At 55.0% G+C, this 25,297-nt stretch carries 25 protein-coding genes and 1 riboswitch; of the genes, 15 read left to right on the top strand and 10 right to left on the bottom strand.

Going from position 1 to position 25,297, the window contains the following annotated elements:
- Positions 1 to 19: 19 nt before the first annotated feature.
- Positions 20 to 235 carry a 30S ribosomal protein S21 gene (gene rpsU, locus ACXI0A_RS18725; RefSeq protein ID WP_001144069.1) on the bottom strand — a complete coding sequence of 72 codons (216 nt, stop codon included), beginning with the start codon at positions 233 to 235 and terminating at the stop codon, positions 20 to 22.
- Between the two features lie 278 nt (positions 236 to 513).
- On the opposite strand from rpsU, the gene tsaD reads away from it, so the two are divergent.
- Positions 514 to 1,527, top strand: a complete 1,014-nt coding sequence (gene tsaD, locus ACXI0A_RS18720) for a tRNA (adenosine(37)-N6)-threonylcarbamoyltransferase complex transferase subunit TsaD (protein WP_224933916.1) — start codon at positions 514 to 516, stop codon at positions 1,525 to 1,527.
- Between the two features lie 30 nt (positions 1,528 to 1,557).
- On the opposite strand, the gene plsY is transcribed toward tsaD, so the two are convergent.
- On the bottom strand, positions 1,558 to 2,157 hold the full coding sequence (gene plsY, locus ACXI0A_RS18715) for a glycerol-3-phosphate 1-O-acyltransferase PlsY (RefSeq protein ID WP_034828352.1): 600 nt from the start codon (positions 2,155 to 2,157) through the stop codon (positions 1,558 to 1,560).
- Between the two features lie 107 nt (positions 2,158 to 2,264).
- Between plsY and folB the strand changes: the two genes are divergently transcribed.
- Positions 2,265 to 2,624: a bifunctional dihydroneopterin aldolase/7,8-dihydroneopterin epimerase gene (gene folB / locus ACXI0A_RS18710; RefSeq protein WP_224933915.1), complete on the top strand. Its 360-nt coding sequence runs from the start codon at positions 2,265 to 2,267 to the stop codon at positions 2,622 to 2,624.
- A gap of 191 nt (positions 2,625 to 2,815) precedes the next feature.
- Positions 2,816 to 3,634 carry an undecaprenyl-diphosphate phosphatase gene (gene bacA / locus ACXI0A_RS18705; protein ID WP_476150914.1) on the top strand — a complete coding sequence of 273 codons (819 nt, stop codon included), beginning with the start codon at positions 2,816 to 2,818 and terminating at the stop codon, positions 3,632 to 3,634.
- A 17-nt stretch (positions 3,635 to 3,651) separates the two neighbouring features.
- Here bacA and ACXI0A_RS18700 read toward each other — a convergent pair whose 3' ends face one another.
- Positions 3,652 to 4,884 (bottom strand): multifunctional CCA addition/repair protein, encoded by a 1,233-nt coding sequence (locus ACXI0A_RS18700; protein ID WP_476150916.1) that lies wholly within the window; start codon positions 4,882 to 4,884, stop codon positions 3,652 to 3,654.
- Positions 4,885 to 5,024: 140 nt separating this feature from the next.
- Positions 5,025 to 5,648: a TIGR04211 family SH3 domain-containing protein gene (locus ACXI0A_RS18695; RefSeq protein ID WP_224933913.1), complete on the bottom strand. Its 624-nt coding sequence runs from the start codon at positions 5,646 to 5,648 to the stop codon at positions 5,025 to 5,027.
- A 204-nt stretch (positions 5,649 to 5,852) separates the two neighbouring features.
- On the opposite strand from ACXI0A_RS18695, the gene ACXI0A_RS18690 reads away from it, so the two are divergent.
- The 3 genes from ACXI0A_RS18690 to hldE all read left to right on the top strand — a co-directional run bounded on the left by ACXI0A_RS18690 (position 5,853) and on the right by hldE (position 11,607).
- The gene (locus ACXI0A_RS18690) at positions 5,853 to 7,163 is read left to right on the top strand and encodes a CYTH domain-containing protein (protein WP_476150917.1); all 1,311 of its coding nucleotides are present in this window, start codon (positions 5,853 to 5,855) and stop codon (positions 7,161 to 7,163) included.
- 31 nt (positions 7,164 to 7,194) lie between these two features.
- The gene (gene glnE, locus ACXI0A_RS18685) at positions 7,195 to 10,053 is read left to right on the top strand and encodes a bifunctional [glutamate--ammonia ligase]-adenylyl-L-tyrosine phosphorylase/[glutamate--ammonia-ligase] adenylyltransferase (RefSeq protein ID WP_476150919.1); all 2,859 of its coding nucleotides are present in this window, start codon (positions 7,195 to 7,197) and stop codon (positions 10,051 to 10,053) included.
- Between the two features lie 129 nt (positions 10,054 to 10,182).
- Positions 10,183 to 11,607 (top strand): bifunctional D-glycero-beta-D-manno-heptose-7-phosphate kinase/D-glycero-beta-D-manno-heptose 1-phosphate adenylyltransferase HldE, encoded by a 1,425-nt coding sequence (hldE, locus tag ACXI0A_RS18680; protein ID WP_476150920.1) that lies wholly within the window; start codon positions 10,183 to 10,185, stop codon positions 11,605 to 11,607.
- A 241-nt stretch (positions 11,608 to 11,848) separates the two neighbouring features.
- Here hldE and ubiK read toward each other — a convergent pair whose 3' ends face one another.
- Entirely contained in the window at positions 11,849 to 12,154 is a 306-nt protein-coding gene (gene ubiK, locus ACXI0A_RS18675; RefSeq protein ID WP_034828368.1) for a ubiquinone biosynthesis accessory factor UbiK, read from the bottom strand.
- Positions 12,155 to 12,325: 171 nt separating this feature from the next.
- A riboswitch (FMN riboswitch) is annotated at positions 12,326 to 12,475 on the top strand.
- 111 nt (positions 12,476 to 12,586) lie between these two features.
- Here ubiK and ribB point away from each other — a divergent pair.
- Positions 12,587 to 13,243, top strand: coding sequence for a 3,4-dihydroxy-2-butanone-4-phosphate synthase (ribB, locus tag ACXI0A_RS18670; protein WP_224933909.1), 657 nt, complete (start codon positions 12,587 to 12,589; stop codon positions 13,241 to 13,243).
- Between the two features lie 220 nt (positions 13,244 to 13,463).
- Positions 13,464 to 14,249: a 4,5-DOPA-extradiol-dioxygenase gene (ygiD, locus tag ACXI0A_RS18665; protein ID WP_476150923.1), complete on the top strand. Its 786-nt coding sequence runs from the start codon at positions 13,464 to 13,466 to the stop codon at positions 14,247 to 14,249.
- A 37-nt stretch (positions 14,250 to 14,286) separates the two neighbouring features.
- Here ygiD and ACXI0A_RS18660 read toward each other — a convergent pair whose 3' ends face one another.
- From ACXI0A_RS18660 to tolC, 3 genes are all read right to left on the bottom strand, one after another.
- Complete coding sequence (locus tag ACXI0A_RS18660; RefSeq protein WP_476150924.1) at positions 14,287 to 15,450, bottom strand: glutathionylspermidine synthase family protein; 1,164 nt, start codon at positions 15,448 to 15,450, stop codon at positions 14,287 to 14,289.
- An 8-nt stretch (positions 15,451 to 15,458) separates the two neighbouring features.
- Positions 15,459 to 16,148, bottom strand: a complete 690-nt coding sequence (locus ACXI0A_RS18655) for a DUF1190 family protein (protein WP_476150925.1) — start codon at positions 16,146 to 16,148, stop codon at positions 15,459 to 15,461.
- Positions 16,149 to 16,289: 141 nt separating this feature from the next.
- Positions 16,290 to 17,762: an outer membrane channel protein TolC gene (gene tolC, locus ACXI0A_RS18650; protein ID WP_476150926.1), complete on the bottom strand. Its 1,473-nt coding sequence runs from the start codon at positions 17,760 to 17,762 to the stop codon at positions 16,290 to 16,292.
- Between the two features lie 213 nt (positions 17,763 to 17,975).
- Here tolC and nudF point away from each other — a divergent pair, with 213 nt between their 5' ends.
- The 6 genes from nudF to ACXI0A_RS18620 are packed head-to-tail and all read left to right on the top strand — an operon-like array spanning position 17,976 to position 23,383.
- A complete protein-coding gene (nudF, locus tag ACXI0A_RS18645) occupies positions 17,976 to 18,611 on the top strand; it encodes an ADP-ribose diphosphatase (protein ID WP_224933904.1) in 636 nt (211 codons plus the stop codon).
- The gene (locus ACXI0A_RS18640) at positions 18,608 to 19,033 is read left to right on the top strand and encodes a DUF1249 family protein (RefSeq protein ID WP_224933903.1); all 426 of its coding nucleotides are present in this window, start codon (positions 18,608 to 18,610) and stop codon (positions 19,031 to 19,033) included. Before nudF ends, ACXI0A_RS18640 begins: the two co-directional genes overlap by 4 nt.
- 37 nt (positions 19,034 to 19,070) lie before the next feature.
- Positions 19,071 to 19,898, top strand: coding sequence for a 3',5'-cyclic-AMP phosphodiesterase (gene cpdA, locus ACXI0A_RS18635; protein ID WP_476150928.1), 828 nt, complete (start codon positions 19,071 to 19,073; stop codon positions 19,896 to 19,898).
- Positions 19,899 to 19,901: 3 nt separating this feature from the next.
- Positions 19,902 to 20,483 (top strand): esterase YqiA, encoded by a 582-nt coding sequence (yqiA, locus tag ACXI0A_RS18630; protein WP_224933901.1) that lies wholly within the window; start codon positions 19,902 to 19,904, stop codon positions 20,481 to 20,483.
- A 47-nt stretch (positions 20,484 to 20,530) separates the two neighbouring features.
- Positions 20,531 to 22,426 (top strand): DNA topoisomerase IV subunit B, encoded by a 1,896-nt coding sequence (parE, locus tag ACXI0A_RS18625; RefSeq protein ID WP_224933900.1) that lies wholly within the window; start codon positions 20,531 to 20,533, stop codon positions 22,424 to 22,426.
- Positions 22,427 to 22,483: 57 nt separating this feature from the next.
- On the top strand, positions 22,484 to 23,383 hold the full coding sequence (locus tag ACXI0A_RS18620) for a LysR substrate-binding domain-containing protein (protein ID WP_224933899.1): 900 nt from the start codon (positions 22,484 to 22,486) through the stop codon (positions 23,381 to 23,383).
- Positions 23,384 to 23,415: 32 nt separating this feature from the next.
- Here ACXI0A_RS18620 and ACXI0A_RS18615 read toward each other — a convergent pair whose 3' ends face one another.
- A complete protein-coding gene (locus ACXI0A_RS18615) occupies positions 23,416 to 23,724 on the bottom strand; it encodes a putative quinol monooxygenase (RefSeq protein ID WP_224933898.1) in 309 nt (102 codons plus the stop codon).
- 31 nt (positions 23,725 to 23,755) lie between these two features.
- Positions 23,756 to 24,337, bottom strand: coding sequence for an NAD(P)H-dependent oxidoreductase (locus ACXI0A_RS18610; protein ID WP_224933897.1), 582 nt, complete (start codon positions 24,335 to 24,337; stop codon positions 23,756 to 23,758).
- Between the two features lie 163 nt (positions 24,338 to 24,500).
- Between ACXI0A_RS18610 and ACXI0A_RS18605 the strand changes: the two genes are divergently transcribed.
- Positions 24,501 to 25,265 carry a transporter substrate-binding domain-containing protein gene (locus ACXI0A_RS18605; protein WP_476150930.1) on the top strand — a complete coding sequence of 255 codons (765 nt, stop codon included), beginning with the start codon at positions 24,501 to 24,503 and terminating at the stop codon, positions 25,263 to 25,265.
- Positions 25,266 to 25,297 lie beyond the last annotated feature (32 nt).

Here is a 25,297-nt window from a genome sequence, read left to right as displayed (position 1 = left end):
AGCGAACTTCCGAAAGAAATTAGTACAGACGAGTGCGGCGTGCGTTTTCGCGAGCCAGTTTCTTGGCATGACGCTTAACTGCAGACGCTTTAGCGCGCTTACGCTCAGTCGTTGGTTTTTCATAAAACTCACGACGACGAACTTCCGCCAGAACACCTGCTTTCTCGCAAGAACGCTTGAAGCGACGCAGTGCTACGTCGAAAGGCTCGTTTTCACGTACTTTAATTACCGGCATGTAACTCTTACCTCGATAAATTCGGTTTTGCTGCTGACTGCGGCGCCAGCACTTTTAAAATGGTGCAGCATTTTACTCCAGCCGTAGCTGACTTGTAAAGCACCATGAACAATTTAGAACCAACAGAGGCATTTGCCATCGCGGCTGCCGGTTTTTTCAGGCCGTGGAGTATAGCGCACTCTTTGTGCGACAGAAAAACACTTTTTCCTGGCAAAGTCGTCCAGCGTGTGATTCGCCTGTGCTACACTGCGCGCCGCAAGAAGAGGGTGATAAAAGCTATGCGAGTACTGGGTATTGAAACGTCCTGCGATGAAACCGGCATCGCGATTTATGACGATGCGTCCGGTCTGTTGGCGAATCAATTATATAGCCAGGTCAAACTGCACGCCGATTACGGTGGTGTGGTGCCCGAACTGGCCTCACGTGACCACGTGCGCAAAACCGTTCCGCTGATTCAGGCCGCGCTGAAAGAAGCCGGACTGGAAGCAAAAGAAATTGATGCTGTGGCTTATACTGCGGGTCCAGGTTTGGTCGGTGCGCTATTAGTGGGCGCCACTATCGGCCGTGCGCTGGCGTTCGCGTGGAACGTCCCTGCCGTGCCGGTTCATCATATGGAAGGCCATCTGCTGGCGCCGATGTTGGAAGACAATCCACCAGAATTTCCTTTTGTGGCGCTGCTGGTTTCCGGCGGTCACACGCAGTTAATCAGCGTTACCGGCATTGGTGAATACACCTTGCTGGGCGAATCGATTGACGATGCGGCCGGCGAAGCTTTCGATAAAACGGCCAAACTGCTCGGTCTGGATTATCCAGGCGGGCCGATGCTGGCGCGCATGGCGCAGCAGGGCACGCCGGGCCGTTTCAGATTCCCGCGCCCGATGACCGATCGCCCTGGGCTGGATTTCAGCTTCTCAGGTCTGAAAACCTTCGCCGCCAACACCATTCGTGAGCATAACGGCGATGAGCAGGCGCGTGCCGATATCGCACGTGCGTTTGAAGATGCGGTGGTGGATACGCTGATGATCAAGTGCAAACGCGCGCTGGAGCAAACGGGCTTTAAACGCCTGGTGATTGCCGGCGGTGTGAGCGCCAACCGCACGTTGCGTGAGCGTATGGCGGAGATGATGCAAAAGCGCGGTGGTGAAGTGTTTTACGCTCGCCCGGAATTCTGCACCGATAACGGCGCGATGATTGCCTATGCTGGCATGGTGCGGCTGAAAGGCGGTACGCGCGGTGGATTGGGCGTCAGCGTCCGGCCACGTTGGCCACTGGCCGAATTGCCCGCCATCTAAAACGAAAAAACCGGCATCGCGCCGGTTTTTTTATTTCTTCTTTTTCCGCTTCCAGATCTTATTTTCCTGGCCGCGCCACAGGCGCTGGATGTTGTCGTGATGACGCAACAGAATCAAACAGGAGAGCATCGAAACCGGGAAGGTAAACTGCGGTTTGAACCACCACACGTAGAACGGAGCGATCAGCGCACTGACAATCGCGCCCAGCGAGGAGTAGCCGCTCAGCAGCACCGTCAGCAGCCAGGTGCCGGTCATCAATCCCGTCAAATCCCAGCCAATCGGCGCAATCGCACCAAAGGCGGTTGCCACGCCCTTACCACCACGGAAACGGAAGAACACCGGATAGATATGGCCGAGGCAGGCAGCAATCGCCGTTAAGCCGAGATACATCGGCGTGACGTGCAGCAGATAGGCGATCCACACCGGAATCATCCCTTTAGCGACATCGAAAATCAGTACCGCTGCGGCAGCGGCTTTACCGCCGATACGCAACACATTGGTTGCGCCGGGATTGCCGGAGCCAGCAGTACGCGGATCGGGTAAACGCGCGAGTTTACAAACCAGTATCGCACTGGAAATCGAGCCGCAAAGATACGCGAAAATAATCATACCAAGCGCGATAGCACTCATAGCCTCGTACCGTTCCTTTTGGGTCGTTTTGTTCTCGATAAGCGTGGATAATACGCATAATCCGCCGGAAGTGGTATCCGGCTTAGCCAAAAACAGAGACTGACATCATGGATATCGTATTTATAGAACAACTCACCGTGTTCACCACCATTGGCGTTTACGACTGGGAACAGGGCATGCAGCAGAAGCTGGTGCTCGATGTCGAAATGGCGTGGGACAACCGTCGTGCCGCGGTGAGTGACGATGTGAACGACTGTCTGAGCTATGCCGATGTCACCGAGGTTATTCTTAATCATCTGCAGGGCCAGCGGTTTGCCTTAGTCGAACGCGTGGCAGAAGAAATTGCCGATCTGTTGATGAATCGTTTCAAAACGCCGGGCGTGCGCATCAGGGTGGGTAAACCGGGTGCAGTGGCCCAGGCAGCGACCGTTGGCGTGCGTATTGAGCGCGGGACTATTCCTAAATAAATCATCCGTGATTGCCATCACAATGAAACCAAACCAAATTATGGTGTGTCTCACTTGAGGCCGTTGCGCTAACGGACGCGAAGTTGCCGATTTTCTTAAGGTTTCCTTCAGCGTGGCGCAGGCATAATTTTAGGCGGTAGCACCTTGCGACCGCCTTTTTACTGTTTAAAACGGATAGAGGAAAAATTTTGATGGCAGATATTCACCAGCTTTGGGTTGCTGCAATCCTGGGGGTTGTGGAAGGCCTCACGGAATTCCTGCCGGTCTCTTCTACGGGCCATATGATCATCGTTGGCCACCTGTTGGGCTTTGAAGGTGATAAAGCTGAAACCTTTGAAGTGGTCATTCAGTTGGGTTCAATTTTAGCGGTAGTGGTGATGTTCTGGCGTCGCCTGTTTGGACTGATTGGTATTCACTTCGGCAAGGAGCCGCATGAAGGCACCGGAACCGGGAAACTGACGCTGATTCACATCCTGTTAGGTATGATTCCCGCGGTGGTGATTGGTTTGCTGCTGCACGATCAAATCAAAAGCCTGTTTAATCCGATTAACGTGATGTACGCGCTGGTCGTCGGTGGCGTGTTGCTGTTGGTGGCTGAGTACTTCAAACCTAAACAGCCTAAAGCGGTGGGTATCGATGATATTACTTACCGTCAGGCGTTTATGATTGGTTGCTTCCAGTGTCTGGCGCTGTGGCCGGGCTTCTCGCGCTCGGGTGCCACCATTTCTGGCGGTATGCTGATGGGCGTGAGCCGTTATGCTGCATCGGAGTTCTCGTTCATCCTTGCGGTGCCGATGATGATTGGCGCCACCGGATTGGATCTCTACAAGAGCATGGGCTTCCTGACCATGCAGGATTTCCCGATGTTCGCTGTCGGCTTCGTGACCGCCTTTATCGTGGCTCTGCTGGCGATCAAAGTGTTCCTGGAACTGATTAAGCGTATCTCGTTTGTTTCGTTCGCTATCTATCGCTTTATCGTGGCGGCGGCGGTTTACGCCATCTTCATGTAAGCGCGGCGTGCGGCTGGTTATGCTGGCCGCACGTTGATCAACCCTTCCTGCACTGCCATCACCCGACGACGCGTCAACTCTTCCCGCACGGCCGGTCCTTTAAATCCTGCTGCAACCACATCCTTAGTCGGCACCGCCTGAGACAGGGCAAACGCCTGACGCAGGTAATCGCCTTGTGGATAGGCCAGGCTTTCCATTCCGGTGCGTCCACGCGCGTCGGCTTCGCTGGTTAGCGCCATCTTCTCTACGCGATCGGGCTTGCGCCACGCATCAATGCGATCAAACAGAGCCACCAATGACTCCGCTGACTGACGTTCAATGGTGTGCACGATATCGTGAAATTCGGTGACGATTAACGCCAGATCGCGCACCTGATTGGGCACGCGCAGCCGCTGGCACAGCGCTTCGACAATTGGTACGCCGGCTAAACCGTGGCCATGATGGCTAGGCCATTTCTCGGGAGGCGTCAGCGCTTTACCGACATCGTGGAACAGCGTGGCAAAGCGCACGTCCAATTCCTCGGACAGCGCGGCAGACATCGTCAGCGTCATCAACGCATGTATGCCGGTATCGATCTCAGGATGCCATTTGATGGGCGCCGGAATGCCGTAAAGGTTATCCAGCTCCGGGAACAGCACTTGCAATGCGCCACAGTCACGCAGCACCTGGAAAAAGACCTGCGGATTACGCGTTAACAGCGCCTTCTCGGTCTCTTTCCACACGCGCTCGGCGGTCAGGTCAGCCAGCTCGCCGCTCTCCGCCATCTCACGCATTAAGGCCTGCGTTTCTTCAGCCACACGGAAATTGAGGTGGGCAAAGCGAGCAGCAAAACGCGCCACGCGCAGGACGCGCAGCGGATCTTCGTTAAAGGCGGCGGAGACATGGCGCAAGGTGCGATTCGCCAAATCCTGCTGGCCACGATAAGGGTCGATTAAACTGCCGTCGTCAGCCTGCGCTATGGCATTGATGGTGAGATCGCGGCGCTGTAAATCCTGCTCCAGCGTCACGTCCGGCGCAAATTGTGTGACAAAACCCGTGTAGCCTTTGCCATTTTTGCGTTCGGTACGCGCCAGCGCATACTCTTCACGACTGCGCGGATGCAAAAAAACCGGAAAATCCCGGCCGACCTGCTGATAACCTTGTGCCAGCATCGCGTCAGGCGTCGCGCCTACCACCACCCAATCTCTATCTTTTACCGGCAAACGCAGTAAGGCATCACGCACCGCGCCACCGACCAGAAACGTCTTCACTCAACTACTCCAGAGGCAATGTATTCTGCGCGCCGTGCACGCATGTTGCGTTATTGTTGCATACTTTGGCTAAAAATCGGGCACGCCAAAAGGGGCATCTTACGATCCCCTTGAAGAAAAGAACAAATCGGCGTGGCGGTTTAGTTCATCCAGCGATCGTTTTTCTTGCGGCGTGGCACCATGTGCGGCAGTACCAAACCAAGCAGCAAGCCAACACCCAACACGCCGCCGCCATACATAAACCACTGCATGATGATGGTGCGCTGTTTGTCATCCAGCTGGACGTTAGCGGCGCTGACTTTCTTCTGCGCAACAATCAGCTCGTTCTTCAGCTTCTGATTTTCGGCTTTCAGGCCGTCAATGGTGCCGTCGCTGTTCGCCACTTTGTTCTGCATTTCAGAGGTGCGCTGATTCCAGCTGTTGTCGATGTTCGCCAGCTTGGCGGTGAGATCTTTAACCTGTTGCTCCAGCTGCGGCACGCGGGTGCGCAGGCTGGGATCGGCACTCAACTGTGACAACGGGATCCAGTTGGTTTTCCCTTCGGCATCACGAATCTGGCCATATTGGGAATCATTGTTGACCTGCAACAGGGTGACTTCCTCTCCGGCATTCAGCTTGCCAATCAGGCGATATTGATCGCCCGGGCCGCTGCGTACCCAAGTGGATAATTCATCGGAGATGTAACGCTTTTCGTCAGCAGCATGAACAGGGGCGATGGCGCTAAATGCCAGCAAAGAAAGGGCAGCAAGTGTGATTTTTTTCATTCGATGTCGTTTTTTCTTAATGGCGTAAAATTACCGGCACAGTCTGGAGACGCTTCTCAAAAATCTGAATGAGAACTATCCTGGTCTCAATCTGGTGCGAAAAGGGTCGTAAAAGCACAAGAAAGCGGAGACAGCGGGCTTCCGGTGCATTACTCTTCGCCAGATTAAACTCGTAAGTGCCAGCAGCGTATTGAATAAAAAATTATGACCATCGAAATCGAATTAAAGTTCATTGCCACACCACAAGCCGCCGAAAAACTCGGTGAAACTCTTGCCGCGTGGCCACATCAGCACTTCGCCGCGCGCGAGCTGACCAATATCTATTTTGAGACCGATGACAATCAGTTACGTCGTTGGGATATGGGCCTGCGCATCCGCGGTGTCGATCAGCGTTATGAGATGACGCTAAAGGCCGCCGGAAAAACCATTGGCGGCCTGCATCAGCGCCCGGAGTATAACGTCGACCTCACGGAGCCCACGCTGGATATCGCCCAGCTTCCGGCTGAAATCTGGCCGGAAGGCACTGATGTCGCGGCATTACAGCAGCGTCTGCAACCGCTGTTCAGCACGCACTTCCAGCGTGAAGCCTGGCTTGTACAGTTTGGTGACAGTGAAATTGAAGTGGCGTTTGATCGCGGAGACGTCGCAGCAGGTGAACTGAGTGAGCCACTGTATGAAGTCGAGCTGGAGCTGAAAAGCGGCCAGCGTGCCGACATGCTGAAGTTCGCCGAAGCCTTGATCACCTCTGGCGGCCTGCGCCTGGGCAGTTTGAGCAAAGCGGCGCGCGGCTATCAGCTGGCTCAGGGCAATCCTGCGCGTCCGCTGCGTGCGTTAGCACTGCAAAAAATCGGCGCCAAAGCCTCAGTCGAGCAGGGCATGATCAATGCCATGACGGCAGGTCTGAATCAGTGGCAGTACCACGAAGAAGTCTGGTTGCGCGGTAATCCGGACGCCAAAGCGGCGTTGATGGATGCACTGGAAACCCTGCGTCAGGCGTTCTCCCTGTTTGGCGCTTTGGTGCCTCGTAAAGCCACCAGCGATCTGCGCCAAAAGTTGACGCAGATGGATGAGCTACTGGCGGATGCTGACATCACTGCGGAAGCGGCCTGTTATTCGCCTGTTTCAGTCGCGTCCCAGTTAGCACTTACTCACTGGCTGGTGGAGTCGCAATGGCAGAACTGGCTGGATGACAAGAGCAAAACCAAGCTGCAGGGTTCGTTTAAACGCTTCAGTGACATCATGCTCAGCCGTATTGCCGCCGATCTGCGTGAAACCTTCGTCGATGTGCAGCTGTTCAACGAATTCCAGGATAAATCCACGCGTCTGAATCGCCAGCTACTGGCAGTGCATCTGCTGGCGGGTGCCTATCCTGCTGATGAGGTGAATGTCTGGCTGTCGGGCTGGCAGGAGTTGCAGCATGCGATTGCGACCCAGCAGGAGCGCGGATTGATTCAACTGGTAAATCTGGCCATTCGGCCATCGCCGTTCTGGCTAAATAGTGGAGTGAAGCGCTAAGCCGGACGCACAATCGAATCAGGGAGGGAAGATGTTGTTACCGTTACCGGCGCTGATGCAGGCGCAGTTAGCTATAGTGGCTGAGCGCCTGAATATGCCGCCTTCCGCCTTTACGCCAGAACAGGCGGGCGCGCTGACCTTTAGTGACTTTATCGTTGATAACCTGCAGCAGCATCCGGAGTGGTGGCAACAGCTCCAGCAGCAACCGCCTGCGCCAGATGAATGGCAGCACTACAGTGCCTGGCTGAATCAGGCGCTGGTGAGCGTGGAGAATGAAACTTCCCTGATGCGAGAGTTGCGCCTGTTCCGCCGTCATATGCTGGTGCGTATGGCGTGGATGCAGGCGCTGCAACACGCCAGTACCGAACAGAGCCTGACGCAACTCAGCACGCTGGCGGAGATCCTCATCGCCGCCGCACGTGATTGGGTGTGGCAGGATTGCAGCCGCGACTTCGGCACCCCTTGCAATGAAGCCGGTGAAGCGCAGCCAATGCTGATCCTTGGCATGGGCAAGCTGGGTGGCGGCGAACTCAACTTCTCCTCAGATATCGACCTGATCTTTGCCTGGCCGGAAAATGGCGTCACGCAAGGGGGTCGTCGTGAACTCGATAACGCTCAATTCTTTACCCGCATGGGCCAGCGCCTGATCAAAGTGCTGGATCAACCTACCGTGGATGGTTTCGTCTATCGCGTGGATATGCGGCTGCGTCCGTTTGGTGACAGCGGTCCGTTAGTGCTGAGCTTTGCTGCGCTGGAAGATTATTACCAGGAGCAGGGCCGCGACTGGGAGCGTTACGCAATGGTCAAAGCGCGCCTGATGGGCGACGACCAGGGCCACTGGAGCCAGGAGTTGCAGCAGATGCTGCGGCCGTTCGTCTATCGCCGCTACATCGATTTCAGTGTGATTCAGTCACTGCGTAACATGAAAGGCATGATTGCGCGTGAAGTGCGGCGTCGCGGCCTGAAAGACAACATCAAGCTCGGCGCGGGCGGCATTCGCGAAACCGAATTTATCGTGCAGGTGTTCCAGTTAATCCGTGGTGGACGTGAGCGCTCACTTCAACTCCGTTCCCTGCTGCCAACGCTGCAGGCCATCGGTGAACTGGCATTACTGAGTCCGGCGCAGGTGGAACATCTGCGTGGGGCCTATCTGTTCCTTCGTCGTCTGGAAAACCTGCTGCAAAGCATCAACGATGAGCAGACGCAAACGCTGCCGGAAAACCCACTCGATCGCCAGCGTTTAGCCTGGGCGATGGGCGCGGCGGACTGGGATGCGCTGATGTCGCAGCTTGAGCAGCAGATGGCAGGCGTGCGCAGCATCTTTGATGAACTGATTGGTGATGATGCGCCAGACGTTGACGATCAACCACAGCTGGCTGAGTTTGCTGGCCTGTGGCAGGACACGCTGGAGGAGAGCGATCTCATTCCTGTCGTGCCACAGCTGAATGAAGCGCAACGTCACGCGCTGTACGAATCGCTCAACAGTTTCCGCCAGGATGTCAGTCGTCGCACCATTGGTCCGCGTGGGCGTTTAGCGCTTGATCAATTGATGCCGCGCCTGTTGAGCGAAGTCTGTCCGCGCGAAGACGCCGATGTGGTGCTGGGGCGCCTGACACCGCTGCTGCTCGGTGTGTTGACGCGCAGCACCTATCTGGAGCTGCTGACGGAATATCACGGCGCACTGCGCCATCTGATTCGCCTGTGTGCCGCCTCGCCAATGGTCGCCAGCCAGCTGGCACGCTATCCGCTGTTGCTGGATGAACTGCTCGATCCCGCCACGCTGTACCAACCGACAGCCACCGATGCCTATCGCGATGAATTGCGCCAGTATCTGCTGCGCATTCCTACCGATGATGAAGAACAGCAGCTGGAAGCGCTGCGACAGTTCAAGCAGGCGCAGCATCTGCGTATTGCCGCCGCCGACATTGCCGAAACGCTGCCGGTAATGAAAGTGAGCGATCACTTAACCTGGTTGGCAGAAGCCATCATCGAATCGGTGGTGCAGCAAGCATGGCAGATGATGGTGCAGCGCTATGGGCGTCCTTCTCATCTCACCAGTGACAGCGAGCGCGGTTTTGCTGTGGTTGGCTATGGCAAACTGGGCGGCTGGGAGCTGGGTTACAGCTCGGATCTGGATTTAGTGTTCCTGCATGATTGTCCGGATAATGCGGAAACCGATGGCGAGCGCGTGATTGATGGCCGCCAATTTTACCTGCGGCTGGCGCAGCGCGTGATGCATCTATTTAGCACGCGTACCTCCTCCGGCATTTTGTATGAAGTCGATGCACGCCTGCGTCCTTCTGGCGCGGCGGGCATGCTGGTCAGTACCTTTACGGCCTTCGATGAGTATCAGCGCAGTGAAGCCTGGACCTGGGAACATCAGGCGCTGGTGCGCGCGCGTATTGTGTTTGGTGAGACGGCGCTCTGCGATCGCTTTAATGAAATTCGTCGCGGCATTCTCTGCCTGCCGCGTGAGCGTCCTGTGCTGCAAAAAGAAGTGCGTGAGATGCGTGAGAAAATGCGCGCGCACCTCAGCAACAAACACAAAGGCCGATGGGAAATTAAAACTGATGAAGGCGGTATCACTGATATTGAATTCATCGCGCAGTATCTTGTCTTAGGCTACGCGGCCGAACAGCCCGCGTTGACGCGCTGGTCAGACAATGTGCGTATTTTTGAGCTGATGGCGCGTCAGGAAATCATGGATGCAGAAGAAGCGCAGGCGCTAACGCATGCTTACGTCACGTTGCGTGATGCATTGCATCATTTGGCATTGCAGGAGCTTCCTGGGCATGTCGCGCCGGAATCTTTTGCCGCGGAGCGTGCTGCCGTGCATAGCAGCTGGCAACGCTGGCTGGCTGCCACCGAATCTGATAGCGCGGAAGCGTAAAACAACGCTTTGCCCCCATGATTATTCGGCATTCAGGAAGGCGCGCAGTCCACGCTCCTGTGGCTCGAAGTATCACCGGGGTATGTTATTATCCGCGCATAATTTTGACCGTAGTCTGGAGTCTTTGGAATGAAAGTAACGCTGCCCGCTTTTGGCAAAGCCGCTGTGCTGGTTGTTGGCGATGTCATGTTAGATCGCTACTGGTATGGCCCAACGAGCCGTATTTCGCCTGAAGCCCCGGTGCCGGTGGTGAAAGTCGATACCATCGAAGAGCGTCCAGGCGGCGCGGCAAACGTGGCGATGAACATTGCTGCACTCGGCGCTGGCTCGCGTTTGATTGGCCTGACCGGTGAAGATGATGCGGCACGTGTGCTGAGTGAGACGCTGGAAAAGGTCAAAGTCGATTGTGATTTTGTCGCGGTGAAAAGTCATCCAACCATCACCAAACTGCGTGTGCTTTCGCGTAACCAGCAGTTGATCCGCCTCGATTTTGAAGAAGGTTTCGAGCAGGTTGACCCGCAGCCGATCCACGATCGTATGCGTCAATCGCTGGCACAGGCCGGTGCATTGGTGCTGTCAGATTACGCCAAAGGCGCGCTGAGCAGCGTGCAAACCATGATCCAGCTGGCGCGTGAAGCCAACGTGCCGGTGTTGATCGACCCGAAAGGCACCGATTTCGAGCGCTATCGTGGTGCTACGCTTCTGACGCCTAACCTGTCGGAATTCGAAGCCGTGGTGGGCAAATGCAAAACCGTGGAAGAGATTGTCAGCCGCGGCATGCAGCTGATCGCTGATTATGAACTCTCTGCGCTGCTGGTCACCCGTTCTGAAAACGGCATGACGTTACTGCAACCAGGCAAAGCGCCAGTGCATTTACCAACGCAAGCGCAGGAAGTGTATGACGTCACCGGCGCAGGCGATACGGTGATTGGCGTGCTGGCCGCCGTGCTGGCAGCGGGCGATAGCCTGGAAGAAGCCTGCTTCCTTGCCAATGCGGCAGCGGGCGTGGTTGTGGGCAAACTCGGGACGTCAACTGTCAGCACCGTTGAGCTGGAAAACGCCATTCACGCCCGTCCGGATAGCGGATTTGGTGTGATGACCGAAGCTGAGCTGAAAGCTGCTGTGGCGCTGGCACGTCAGCGCGGTGAGAAAGTGGTGATGACCAACGGCGTGTTCGACATCCTGCATGCGGGCCACGTTTCTTATCTGGCCAATGCACGTAAGTTGGGCGATCGCCTGATTGTGGCGGTGAACAGCGATGCTTCAACCAAACGTCTGAAAGGTGAAACCCGTCCGGTTAACCCGCAGGAAAACCGCATGATCGTGCTGGGTGCGCTGGAAGCGGTGGATTGGGTGGTGCTGTTTGAAGAAGACACGCCGCAGCGTTTGATTGCGGGTGTATTGCCAGATTTGCTGGTGAAGGGCGGTGATTACAAGCCGGAAGATATCGCGGGCAGTAAAGAGGTTTGGGCGAGCGGCGGTGACGTGCGCGTGCTGAACTTTGAAGACGGTATCTCCACCTCTAACATCATCAAGACGATTCGCAGCCACTAACGGCGAGTATTGAGATCCCAGATGGTTCGCTTTCACTAAAAGCGAGCACTGGGATTTCCAATGATTCGTAGCCATTAACGGCAAGCACTGAGTTCCCAGGCGATTCGCAGTCGCTAACGGCGAGCGACAAAGCAAACGTATTCTGACTAAACAGGCGGCCATAAGGCCGCCTGTTATTGTCTGTGAGCAATGTACGCTCAGCGAATGCTTGCGAGCGATATACGCCCGGCGAGTCAGTTATTTACTGCGGAGTGTCGATCTTACCCGCCGGATCCGGTGTCACCACCGCAGGCGCCGGTGCAGCAGGGCTCTCACTCTCCAGTTTTGCCAGGCGCTGTTCCAGTGCGGCCAGCTTCTCACGCGTGCGCAGCAGTACCTGCGTCTGCACATCAAACTCTTCACGATTCACCAAATCCATGCGGGTTAACTGCGCCTGCAGCACCTGACGAATTTTCTTTTCGACATCGTCGCCAAAGTCGCGAATCCCTTTTGGCATGGCTTCATGGACCTGGCGAGCCAGTTGTTCAATTTTCTTCGTGTCGATCATGATGATTTCCTGGTTGCGGTGGCTGATAACAGCACGTGTTCCGACTCAACAAAGGTTAAGTGTAATGCCTGAATCGAAAAGGTTAAACCTGAATTCCGCATCGCAGTAAATGCAAAAGCATTTGCACTTTTGTCGATTGCCCGTCCAGATGATTGGCGTTATAGTGACCTCGCTTATTCTCAGGGCGGGGCGAAATTCCCCACCGGCGGTAAATCAGCTTCGGCTGAAAGCCCGCGAGCGCTTTCGCTGCAAAGTGAAAGGTCAGCAGACCCGGTGTAATTCCGGGGCCGACGGTTAGAGTCCGGATGGGAGAGGGTAACGACATCAGCCGGGCTTACGCCCGCGTCACGTTTTTGCCATGTGTATTATTTGCGCACTCCTAAGCACGCCCTGGTTCTGGTAACTCATATATTTTTTATAAGGTTTTTTACCATGAATCAGACGCTTCTTTCTGAATTTGGCACGCCGGAACAGCGTGTAGAACGCGCCATCGATGCGCTGCGCAACGGTCGCGGTGTGATGGTGCTCGACGATGAAAATCGTGAAAACGAAGGCGACATGATCTTTGCCGCCGAAACCATGACCGTAGAGCAAATGGCGCTGACCATTCGCCACGGCAGCGGCATTGTGTGCCTGTGCATCACCGAAGAACGCCGCCAGCAATTGGATCTGCCAATGATGGTAGAAACCAACACCAGCTCCTATGGCACCGGCTTCACCGTGACCATTGAAGCGGCGGAAGGTGTCACCACCGGCGTTTCTGCCGCTGACCGCATTACCACCATTCGTGCCGCTGTTGCTGATGGCGCTAAACCGAGCGATCTGAATCGTCCTGGCCATGTCTTCCCGCTGCGCGCCCGTGAAGGCGGCGTGCTGACGCGCGGTGGACATACTGAAGCGACCATCGATTTGGTGACGCTGGCGGGCTTCAAGTCCGCAGGTGTGCTGTGCGAATTGACCAACGATGACGGCAGCATGGCGCACGCGCCAGAAGCGATTGTGTTTGCCAAACAACACGATATGCCGGTGGTCACGATTGAAGATCTGGTGGCTTATCGCCGCGAGCGCGAAACGCGTCAGGCAAGCTAAGCCTCAGTTATCATCATCAAAAGATCCGCGGTTTTTACAGGCTGCGGATTTTTTTCGCGCGAAAATGCCTCTTTAAAACCCCATCATAGTCACTCATCTGCCCCACAAATTCTTATTCAAATTCCCTGATAGAGATCATCACAGTTATCAGCGTTAATCCCGGCACGAAAGCGCGTATCGTAACGGCTAATAAAGCGACACTTTCGTCAGAGGAGCCATCATGAGCCACACCCGTATGCCCGCCCTGTTCTTAGGTCACGGCAGCCCGATGAACGTACTGGAAGACAATACCTATACCCGCGCATGGCAGCATCTGGGTGCAACATTGCCACGTCCGCGCGCCATCCTCGCGGTGTCGGCACACTGGTACACACGTGGTACGGCGGTGACGGCCATGAATAATCCGCGCACCATTCATGACTTTGGTGGTTTTCCGCAGGCGCTGTTTGATGTGCGCTATCCGGCGCCGGGTTCACCAGAGCTGGCACAGCAGGTGATCGATCTGCTGGCACCGATTGACGTCCATGCTGATCAGGAGTGGGGATTTGATCACGGTTCATGGGGCGTGCTGGCAAAAATGTATCCGCAAGCCGATATCCCGGTGGTGCAGTTGAGTATTGATGCTACGAAACCGGCTGAGTGGCACTTCGAATTAGGTCGTAAACTGGCGGCGATGCGTGACGAAGGAGTGATGATCGTCGCCAGCGGTAACGTGGTACATAACTTGCGTATGCTGCGCTGGCAGGGTGCGGCAACAAGCTATCCGTGGGCCGAAAGCTTCAATGAATTTGTGCGTGAGAATTTGAGCTTTGCCGGTGATGCAGCGGATCATCCGTTGGTGAATTATCTGCAGCACGAGGGCGCAGAACTCTCAAACCCAACGCCAGAGCACTATCTGCCGCTGCTGTATATCCTCGGCGCACGTGCCTATGAGGAGTCGATCAGCATTCCGGTGGAAGGGATGGAGATGGGCGCTATCAGTATGCTTTCGGTGCAGGTGAGTTAATGCGCTGGCCGCCCGTGTCTCACGGGCGGCACAGAATTTATTCGATAAAGGTATGCGGGTAGAAGCGTGACAGATCCTGAGTGATCAGCGCGCGATCTTCACGAATGCCGATGCCTGCAGGTTGATCGTCAATCAGCCAGCTGCCGATCAAGGTGTAGCTGTCGCCGAATTTTGGCAATTGATAGAACTGCTGGATGATCATCCCTTCTTCGCCGTACGGACCTTCTGCACTGGCGATCTCCTGACCGTTTTCGATGATGCGAATATTGGCACCTTCACGTGAAAACAGCGGTTTCACCACGTACTTGTCCATTTGCGGGGCATTTTTATCATCGGCAAAGTAAGCGGGCAGCAGGTTGGGATGATCAGGGAACATCTCCCACAACAGCGGCAGCAGCGCTTTATTCGAGATAATGCTTTTCCACGCCGGTTCTAACCAACGCACACCGGCATCGGCCAGCTTGGTGGAGAACACTTCGCGCAGCATGAATTCCCATGGATAGAGTTTAAACAGGTTGCTGATCACCTGATCGTGCTGATCGGTAAACTGTCCTCTTTCACCCAATCCAATTTCATCGATATACAGGAATTCGCTCGGCAGGCCGGCTTCGGTGGCGCAATCCTGCATGTACTGCACGGTGGCGCGATCTTCTTCGGTGTCACGGCAGCAGGCAAAGTGCAGCAAATTAAAACCGTGCTCCTGATGCAGCGCCGCAAAACGCTCAATCAGCTTTTCCTGCAGGCTATTAAACTGGTCACTGCCTTGCGGCAGGTTGCCCGCCTTGGCTTGATCTTCCAGCCAGATCCACTGGAAAAAGGCCGCTTCATACAGAGAGGTCGGCGTGTCGGCGTTGTTCTCCAGCAGCTTGGCATCGCCTTTACCGTCCCAGGCTAAATCCAGACGAGAGTAGAGCGACGGCTGGCGCAGCTTCCACGAGTCACGCACGAAATCCCAGGTATGTTTAGGAATGCAGAAGCGGGTGAGCAGTTCATCACTGTTCACCACTTTTTCCACCGCTTGCAGACACATCTGATGCAGTTCAGCGGTGGTATCTTCTAATTGCTCAACCTGTGCCAGCGTGAACTGGTAATAAGCGTCTTCACACCAGTAGGGTTCGCCGTACATGGTATGAAACTGGAAGCCGTATTCGTTGGCTTTTTCGCGCCAGTCCGGGCGTTCGCTGATAGCAATACGTTGCATACTGCGGCTTAGCCTCCCATCGAGCGGCTGCTGCCAGTGCTGCTGCGATTGGTGCTGGTGGCATTGCTGCGCTGCATGGTGTTTTGTTTCGCAACGGTCTCACCGAAGCCACCACGGGTGATGGTGGAAGTGGTCGCCGGTTTTGGCGCCATGGCGGTTTTCGGCACGTTCATGCTGCGGCCTGATGTTGCGGTACCGTAGTTTTTGCCTGAAGCATCGACAAACTGACCGTTAGCCGGGCTGTTCGGCGTTTTAGGAGAGAACAACGGTTGCTGCGCAAAGCCCGCGCCGCCGCCCATCATACGACCTATCATGTAACCGGCCATCAATGGCATCCAGAAGCTGCCGCTCTGCTGTGCTTCAGCATTGTTAGTGGTGCCAACGCCCGCCTGAGCCGGTGTCTGCTGGCACTGATTTTCACCGAACTCTGCAACGCAATCTTCACGCGTGGCGTATTTCGGTGCGGTGCGTTCGGCTTCTTTCTTCGCATCGTTATAAGCAGTAGTACATTGCGCGCTCTGGCTTGGGTTAGCTTTCGCGCAATCATCCGCATTTTGATACATCGAGACAGTTTCATCGCTCTGTTCGCAGCCAGCCAGCATAAACACCGCGGTCACCGCGAGTGCTACTGGCGTTAAATGGCGTGCCTGCCAGCTTTTACGAAAAGCGGCATGACGAATATGTTTAGTCCGTTTCATTATTTTCATCCTGTGCCCAAAGGTGGGGCTTAGGATAGGTGATGAGTGGTGGAAAATGAAGCGAGAAGCCGGATGGCTGGGGGATCTTTACGTTGTTATACGTTTGAATGCGAAAGGGGCCGCAAGCGGCCCCTTAAGGGATTAATTACCGAAAGGATTTCCGCTGCTGTGAGCGGCAGCCGGGCGTGCTTTCGCAGCGGCTGACGGGGCAGTGGTTTTCGGACCATTATCCACACGTGAAGCCTGCTGGCTGTTCTCCGGCGCAACCATTTCAGGTGCAGTGGTGATTTCTTTGCCCAGCGAGCTGTTCAGCAATTGCAGGTCCTGCTCATTCAGCGTACCCAGCGCATATTTGATGTTCAGCTGGTTGATCAGGTAGCTGTAACGCGCATCAGAAAGCTGCTGTTTGGAGTTGAACAGGGTTGTGGTCGCATCCAGCACATCAACGATGGTACGGGTACCCACCTGATAACCGGCTTCCATCGCATCCAAAGAGCTCTGTGCAGAGACAACGGCCTGCTTGTAAGCATCAATGCTGCTGATCGACGCATTGACGTTGTTGAAGGAAGAACGGACGGTCTGGATCGCACTACGATGTGCACCTTCCAGCTGCTCGCTGGCGGCGACAAAGTTGTACTGCGCCTGTTTCACCTGCGAGGTCACCGAACCACCGCTGTACAGTGGCAGAGAGAAGCTCAGGCCAACCTGGTTAGTACCGGTGATGGAATCGGTGGTGCCTGAACTCTGGTTCGCACGGCTACCGCCATATTTGCTGTTAGACATACCGGTGGAGGCAGTCAGATCCAGCGTTGGCATATGGCCGGTTTCCGCAGAGCGAATCTGCTCGCGCGCCAGATCCTGGCTCAAACGTGCAGATAACAGGTTGAGGTTGCGGCTTTCCGCCTGTTTCAACAGCGTTGCAACGGCATCAGGACGTGCGGTTTTGAAACGATCGATATTCAGTGACGCCAGTGCCAGGTAATCCATACCGGTGATCTGACGCAGCGATTCCACCGCGTTATCAAGGTTATTGCGCGCGGTCACTTCGTTAGCCAACACGCTGTCGTACTGCGCACGGGCGTTCTGCACGTCAGTGATCGCCACCAGGCCCACGTTGAAGCGTTGGGTGGTTTGATCCAGTTCACGGTAGATCGATTGTTTCTGCGCTTCTGTGTAAGAAAGGGTATCAATCGCCTTCAACACGTTGAAATACGCAGTTGCGGTATTCAGAATCAGATCCTGTTGTGCAACCTGATAGGTGACATCCTGAATCCCGGCGGTTTTTTCCTGCAGTGACAGCGCACGCCATTTCGACATATCGAAAATGGTTTGTGTTAATTGCAGAGAAGCGCTGGTCGTGTTGGAATGAATACCGCTGCTGTCACGGTAACCGTTGTTATAGGTATAATCTGCACCCAGGCCTAACTGTGGAAGTAAAGGGCTACGCGCTTCGTTAATTTTCTCAAAGGCTGCATCACGGTCAGCGGCTGAAGCACGCAGATCCGGGTTGCTAAGGCGCGCCTGCTGGTAAACCTGCAACAGGTTCTCTGCCTGGCTGGCAAGGCTAAATCCGCCCAGGCTCAACCCAATAAAAAGTGGGAGCAGTTTTTTCATTTGCATTCCTTTTGTTGCAGCAAGTTGCACTGGTAGTGCTGCAGGTAAGCCAAAAAAATAATCGCCGATTCTACAGAGGCGGCGTCAGAGATAAGTTGGCTGAACGTGCCTTCTTCCCCTAATTTACGTAAATAATTCAGAAAGAACCACTCGGACGGAGCACCAGGTTTGGCTTTTCTTCGCTCCATCCCAATCTGCATAAGGAACCAGATGATGGCGAGTGAAAAAAAATCCCCTGTGACTTTCACAAAAAACGATGTAGAAATTATTGCACGCGATACACGCTACGATGGTTTTTTTTCCATCGTCCGCTACCGTTTCCGTCATCGCCGCTTTAATGGTGAGATGAGCGGAGAAGTAGTACGCGAAGTTTTTGAGCGCGGACACGCCGCCGTGCTGCTACCCTATGATCCCTTACGCGACGAAGTGGTGCTGATCGAACAGATCCGCATCCCGGCTTATGATTCCAGCCCAACGCCCTGGCTGCTGGAAATGGTGGCCGGTATCATTGAACCTGGTGAAACGCCGGAAGATGTGGCGCGACGTGAAGCAGTAGAAGAAGCGGGCCTCAAGGTGGGGCGCGTCAAACCGATAGTGAATTACTTAGCCAGCCCTGGCGGAACGTCTGAACGTTTGTCGGTGCTGGTGGGCGAAGTGGATGCCAGCCTGGCAGAGGGAAATCATGGGCTGGAGGAAGAGAATGAGGATATTCTTGTCCATGTGGTGAGCCGCGAACAGGCTTATCGCTGGGTGGAAGAGGGGATTATTGATAACGCGGCATCTGTCATCGCCCTGCAATGGCTGGCGTTGCACCATGAAAAACTACGACAAGAGTGGAAGCTAAAATGAAACAGCGCTATACCCCTGACTTTCCCGAAATGATGCGTCTGTGCGAAACCAATTTCGCCCAGCTGCGTCGCCTGCTGCCGCGTAATGACGAGGCAGGCGAGTCGGTGGTTTATCAGGTGAGCGGCGCCCGTTATCAGCTGACTATTCAGGAGTCGACGCGTTATACCACGCTGGTGGAGATTCGCCAGGTGGCTCCGGCAGTGAGTTACTGGAGTCTGCCATCCATGTCCGTTCGGCTGTACCATGATGCGATGGTCGCTGAAGTGTGTTCCACTCAGCAGATCTATCGTTTCAAAGCGCGCTATGATTACCCTAATAAAAAACTGCATCAGCGCGATGAAAAACATCAGATTAACCAGTTTCTTGCAGATTGGTTGCGCTATTGTCTGGCGCACGGTGCAGTAGCTGTGCCGGTCTGCTGATAGCATACAACTATGGCGTGGAGAGAAAGGAAACGCTTTGGATAGCCTGCTTACTCTTCCTGCGGCAAATGGGGCCGATATCAGGATTTTACAAATCACGGATACCCATCTTTTTGCAGGAAAACATCAATCGCTGCTTGGGGTAAATACCTGGTCGAGTTTTGATGCGGTGCTGGACGCCATCATGGCGCAACAGCGCGATTATGATTTGATTATCGCCACTGGCGATCTCGCCCAGGATCACACCGTCGAAGCTTATCAACACTTTGTAGCGGGCATTACACGCCTGCCGAAGCCGTGTGTCTGGCTGCCGGGTAATCACGATTTTCAACCCGCCATGGTGAATACGCTCGCCGATGCTGGCATCGCTGCGGATAAACATGTGCTGCTGGGTGAACACTGGCAGCTGGTGCTGCTGGATAGCCAGGTCTTTGGTGTGCCGCATGGCATGTTGAGCGAGTACCAGCTGGAGTGGCTGGATAAAGCCCTGCGCAAGCATCCTGAGCGCCATACGCTGGTGCTGCTGCACCATCATCCGCTTGCTTCCGGCTGTACCTGGCTGGATCAGCACAGCCTGCGCAATCCCCATCAATTAGAAGCGGTGCTGCAACACTTCCCGCGTGCGCGTAATCTGGTATGTGGCCATATTCATCAGGAGCTGGATCTCGACTGGCATGGCCGTCGCGTGCTGGCTTCTCCTTCGACCTGCGTACAATTCAAACCGCATTGCACCAACTTCGCCATTGATGACGTGGCACCGGGTTGGCGCTGGTTAACCCTCAAAGCCGACGGCGTGCTGGAAACCGAAGTGAATCGACTGCAAAGCAATCTGTTCCGTCCCGATCTCGATTCCGAAGGTTACTAAGCAATGGCGGCGCTGATCTATTTGCATGGATTTAACAGCTCTCCGCAATCGGCCAAAGCCATGGAACTGCAACAGTGGATGGCGGAACAGCATCCGCATATCGACGTGCTGGTGCCGCAACTGCCCACTTTTCCGGCCGAAGCCGCCAGCATGCTGGAAGAACTGGTGATGCAATATGCGGGTGAACCGCTCGGCCTGGTAGGATCGTCGCTCGGGGGCTATTTCGCTACGTGGTTGTCGCAATGCTTTATGCTGCCTGCGGTGGTGGTCAATCCGGCGGTACGCCCGTTTGAGCTGCTGGTGGATTACCTCGGTGAAAACCGTAATCCCTACACCGGCCAGCAATATGTGTTAGAGTCACGCCACATTTACGATCTGAAAGTCATGCAGATTGACCCTCTCGAAGCGCCCGATTTACTCTGGCTGCTGCAACAGACCGGCGATGAAGTGCTCGATTACCGCCAGGCGCTGGAATACTACAGCGCATGCCGCCAGACGGTCGAAGAGGGTGGCAATCATGCTTATATCGGATTCGAACGCCATTTTGCGCAGATCATTGATTTTCTGGGATTAAACGCTCCCTGATTGCTGCGAGATGGACCCCTATTCCTATTGCTAATCAGACAGTTACGATGAGCCAATCAAGTTATAATGCCGATGCCATTGAGGTCTTAACCGGCCTTGAACCGGTGCGTCGTCGTCCGGGGATGTACACCGATACCACACGCCCAAACCATCTGGGCCAGGAAGTGATCGATAACAGTGTCGATGAGGCGCTGGCCGGTCACGCCAAACGCGTGGAAGTGATCCTGCATGCGGATCAGTCACTGGAAGTCATTGATGACGGTCGCGGCATGCCGGTGGATATTCACCCGGAAGAGGGCGTACCAGCGGTTGAGCTGATTCTTTGCCGTCTGCATGCGGGCGGTAAATTCTCCAACAAAAACTACCAGTTCTCCGGCGGCCTGCATGGCGTAGGGATTTCGGTGGTTAACGCCCTGTCAAAACGTGTTGAAGTCACCGTGCGTCGTAATGGCGAAGTGTATGACATCGCGTTTGAAAATGGCGATAAAGTGCAGGATCTCACCGTTACTGGCACCGTTGGCAAGCGTAATACCGGCACGCGCGTCCATTTCTGGCCAGACGAAAGTTTCTTCGACAGCCCACGCTTCTCCGTTTCACGCCTGACGCACGTGCTGAAAGCCAAAGCCGTGCTCTGTCCGGGCGTGGAGATCGTGTTTAAAGACAAGGTCAACGATACCGAGCAAACGTGGCTCTATCATGGTGGCCTCTCTGATTATTTAGCGGAAGCGGTCAATGGCCTGCCCACTTTGCCGGAAAAAGCCTTTGTGGGCAGCTTTGCCGGTGATGTAGAAGCGGTGGATTGGGCGCTGCTGTGGCTGCCGGAAGGCGGTGAACTGCTGACCGAAAGCTATGTCAACCTGATCCCAACCATGCAGGGCGGGACGCACGTCAACGGTCTGCGTCAGGGCCTGCTGGATGCGATGCGTGAGTTCTGTGAATTCCGCAATATCCTGCCGCGCGGGGTAAAACTGTCGGCAGAAGATATCTGGGAACGCTGCGCCTACGTTCTGTCGGTAAAAATGCAGGATCCGCAGTTTGCCGGTCAGACTAAAGAGCGTCTTTCTTCACGTCAGTGCGCGGCATTCGTCTCGGCTATCGTTAAAGATGCGTTCAGCTTGTGGTTGAACCAGAACGTGCAGGCAGCAGAAATGCTGGCTGAACTGGCCATCTCCAGTGCCCAGCGTCGTATGCGCGCCGCCAAGAAAGTGGTGCGTAAAAAGCTCACCAGCGGGCCGGCACTGCCGGGCAAACTGGCAGACTGCAGCGCACAGGATCTGAATCGTACCGAACTCTTCCTGGTGGAAGGGGACTCAGCAGGTGGATCCGCCAAGCAGGCGCGCGATCGTGAATATCAGGCGATCATGCCGCTCAAAGGTAAGATCCTGAACACCTGGGAAGTGTCCTCGGATGAAGTGCTGGCCTCGCAGGAAGTGCACGATATCTCGGTGGCGATCGGTATCGATCCTGACAGTGAAGATCTGAGCCAGCTGCGTTACGGCAAGGTCTGTATCCTCGCGGATGCGGACTCCGATGGCTTGCACATCGCCACCTTGCTGTGCGCACTGTTCGTGAAGCACTTCCGCTCACTGGTGCAGCATGGCCATGTGTACGTGGCCATGCCTCCGCTGTATCGCATCGATCTCGGTAAAGAAGTCTTTTACGCGTTAGATGAAGATGAGAAAGAGGGCGTGCTGGAGCAGCTGAAGCGCAAGAAAGGCAAACCGAACGTGCAGCGCTTCAAAGGTCTGGGTGAAATGAACCCGCTGCAGCTGCGTGAAACTACGCTCGATCCTAACACGCGCCGTCTGGTGCAGTTGACGGTAAGCGATGAAGACGTCGAGCAAACGCTGCGTGTGATGGACATGCTGCTGGCGAAGAAGCGTTCTGAAGATCGCCGTAACTGGCTACAGGAAAAAGGCGATCTCGCCGACCTGGAAGCTTAATCACAGAGGACGCTACGGCGTCCTTTGTTATTTAGGGCGAGCCCCGGAGAACAGAACGTGAAAATCACACTGGAAGAGCTGCGCGCCTGGGTGGCGGTGGTGGACAGCGGATCGATTACCGCTGCTGCCGAGCAACTCGATCAAACCAGCTCAGGCATCAGTCGGGCACTGAGCCGCCTCGAAAGTAAGTTACAAACGACCCTGATGCACCGCACCACGCGGCGTCTCGCGCTCACCGAGGAAGGACTGATCTTCCTCGATCATGCGCGGCAGATCCTCTCGTCGGTGGAATTAGCCGAAGAGCAAATCGCCCAGCGTCGCGACATTCCTTCAGGCAGATTGCGCGTTAATGCCAACGCCCCGTTTATGCTGCACGTGATTGTGCCGCTGGTGGCGGAGTTTCGGCAGCGCTATCCGCTGATTCAGCTGGAGCTGAACACCGACGACATCATGATCGATCTGCTGGAGCAGCAGACCGACATCGCGATTCGCGTCGGAGAGCTTCGTGATTCCACGCTGCGCGCCCGCGTGTTGGGCAGCAGTGCCACGCGCTTAGTGGCCAGTCCGGCTTATCTGCAACAGCATGGCGAGCCTGCAACGGTAGAGGCGTTAGCCGCCCATCAACTGCTCGGTTTCAGCCAGTTGGATGCACACAATGTCTGGCCTGTTTGGCAAAGTGAGGGTGAGTATTTGCAGATTAAGCCCACGCTGTCGGCATCCAGCGGCGAGACGCTTCGCCAGTTGGCGTTAGCCGGGCAGGGCATTGCGCGCTTATCTGATTTTGTCAGTCGGGAAGATCGTGCGCGGGGGGATTTGGTGCAGGTGTTAGAGCAGGAAACGCGTGAATTGCGCCTGCCGATTCACGCCGTGTATTACCGCAATCAATCTCTGACCTCACGCATTACCTGCTTTCTCGATTTTCTGCGCGAGAAGATAGAACAAGATCGCCTGTTATAAAAAAGCCCCTGCACAGGCAGAGGCTTGGGTGTTTAGCGAACCGGCTCTAATACCAGGATTTTCACATCCACCACATCATCTTTAATGATGGCGCGGTGCGCATCCATGTGCGGCATCTGCTGATGCTGTTCAAGGTGGCGTAGCGACTCCCACTGTTCCAGCATGAAAATGGAATCCGGTGAATTCTGCTTCCACGGCACCTGCGCCTGATGATCGACCAGCGCATCGTACTGATGGCAACCTTCCTCTTCCAGTACGGTAGGGATCAGCTTATTGATAGCATCCAGTACCACATGGCGACGACCTGGTTTGACACAAATTTCTGCAACAACAGTTAACATAGCGCTTCCTCTTTTCCCGGTGTGCTTACAGTTAAGCAAAAATCTGGCTGAGATGAGTCCGATAACGTTCAATATCGCGCGGCACGTCCGGCATCTTGATCACATCATTACAGATAAAGGTCGGCAAAGCTTCCATGCCGAGGAACTGGTTAGCTTTGTGGAAGTGCAGATAGAGGCCGTCTACGCCGACGCCTTCAAAGAACTGCTCAGGGTCGTTAAACGCTTCCAGTGGCGCATTCCACGTCAGCGACAGCATGTATTTTTTGCCCTGAATCAGACCGCCCGAACCGTATTTCTTGCCCGCATCGCTGCGGCTGCGGCCGTCACTGGCATACAGTGAACCGTGGCCTTCGGTGAACACGTCATCAATGTACTTTTTAACCGTCCACGGCTCGCCCATCCACCAACCTGGCATCTGATAGATCACCACATCACTATCGAGATACTTCTGCACTTCTTCTGCCACGTTGTAGTCGCTGTCAGCAAGGGTGACAACCACGTTATGGCCCAGATCGCGCAGTTGGCTGGCCGCCACGTCAGTGAGGGTGTGATTCAGTTCGCCTTTCGAGTGGGCAAAGGTTTTACCGCCGTCGATGATTAAAATATTGCTCATGGATGATTCGCTCCGTTTCCCGTTGATGGCGCACACTGTACGCGCGCAGGCGAGGCAGAAAAATGCGTGATTGATCACAAGACTTTTGCTAATAAAGCAATAATGCGGAGGGCTATGCAACAATCCGTACGTAAACCAACATCAACATATAAAAGAAGAACCCATGAAAACCGCGATACTGAGTGCATTACTTCTGGTGACGGGCGCTGCTCAGGCGCAATCCCACCTCGATGAAATTCGTAGTAGTAAAACCCTGAAAGTCTGTACCACCGGCGACTACAAGCCTTACAGCTATCTGCGCAGTGATGGGCAGTATGAAGGGCTGGACATCAGCATGGCGCAGTCATTGGCGGCGAGTCTGGGCGCGAAAGTGCAATGGGTGCCGACCACCTGGAAAACCATGAGTGATGATTTTGTGGCGAAGCAGTGTGATATCGCGTTGGGTGGCGTTTCCGTTACCTTAAAACGCCAGCAGATTGCCTGGTTTGCCGAGCCCCTGGGTGTGGATGGCAAAATCCCGCTGGTGCGTTGCGATGACAAAGATAAGTATCAAACGGTAGAGCAGATCAATAAGCCGAGCGTGCGGGTGATTGAACCGGCTGGCGGCACCAATGAAGCCTTTGTGCATAGCCACTTGCCGCAATCGACGCTGCAGCTGGCCGACAACGTCGGCATTTTCCAGCAGCTGGTGGATAAGAAAGCCGATGTGATGATCACTGATGCGTCCGAAGCGCTCTTCCAGATGAAGCATTACCCGACGCTTTGCGCCATCAATCCGGATAAGCCGATGCAATACGGTGAGAAAGCTTACATGATCCCGCGTGATGATATGAGCTGGAAACTGTACGTCGATCAGTGGCTGCATCTCAGCACCGCCACCGGCGAATATGCGCAGATCGCCTCGCAGTGGCTGGGTGTGATTAAGTAAACTCATGCCTGATGCATCGCGCCGCTACTGGA

The organism is Pantoea sp. C1E2 (genome assembly GCF_056491465.1).
Note: the sequence above shows the minus strand (reverse complement) of the source record. Positions and strands in the feature narration are given on the sequence as shown.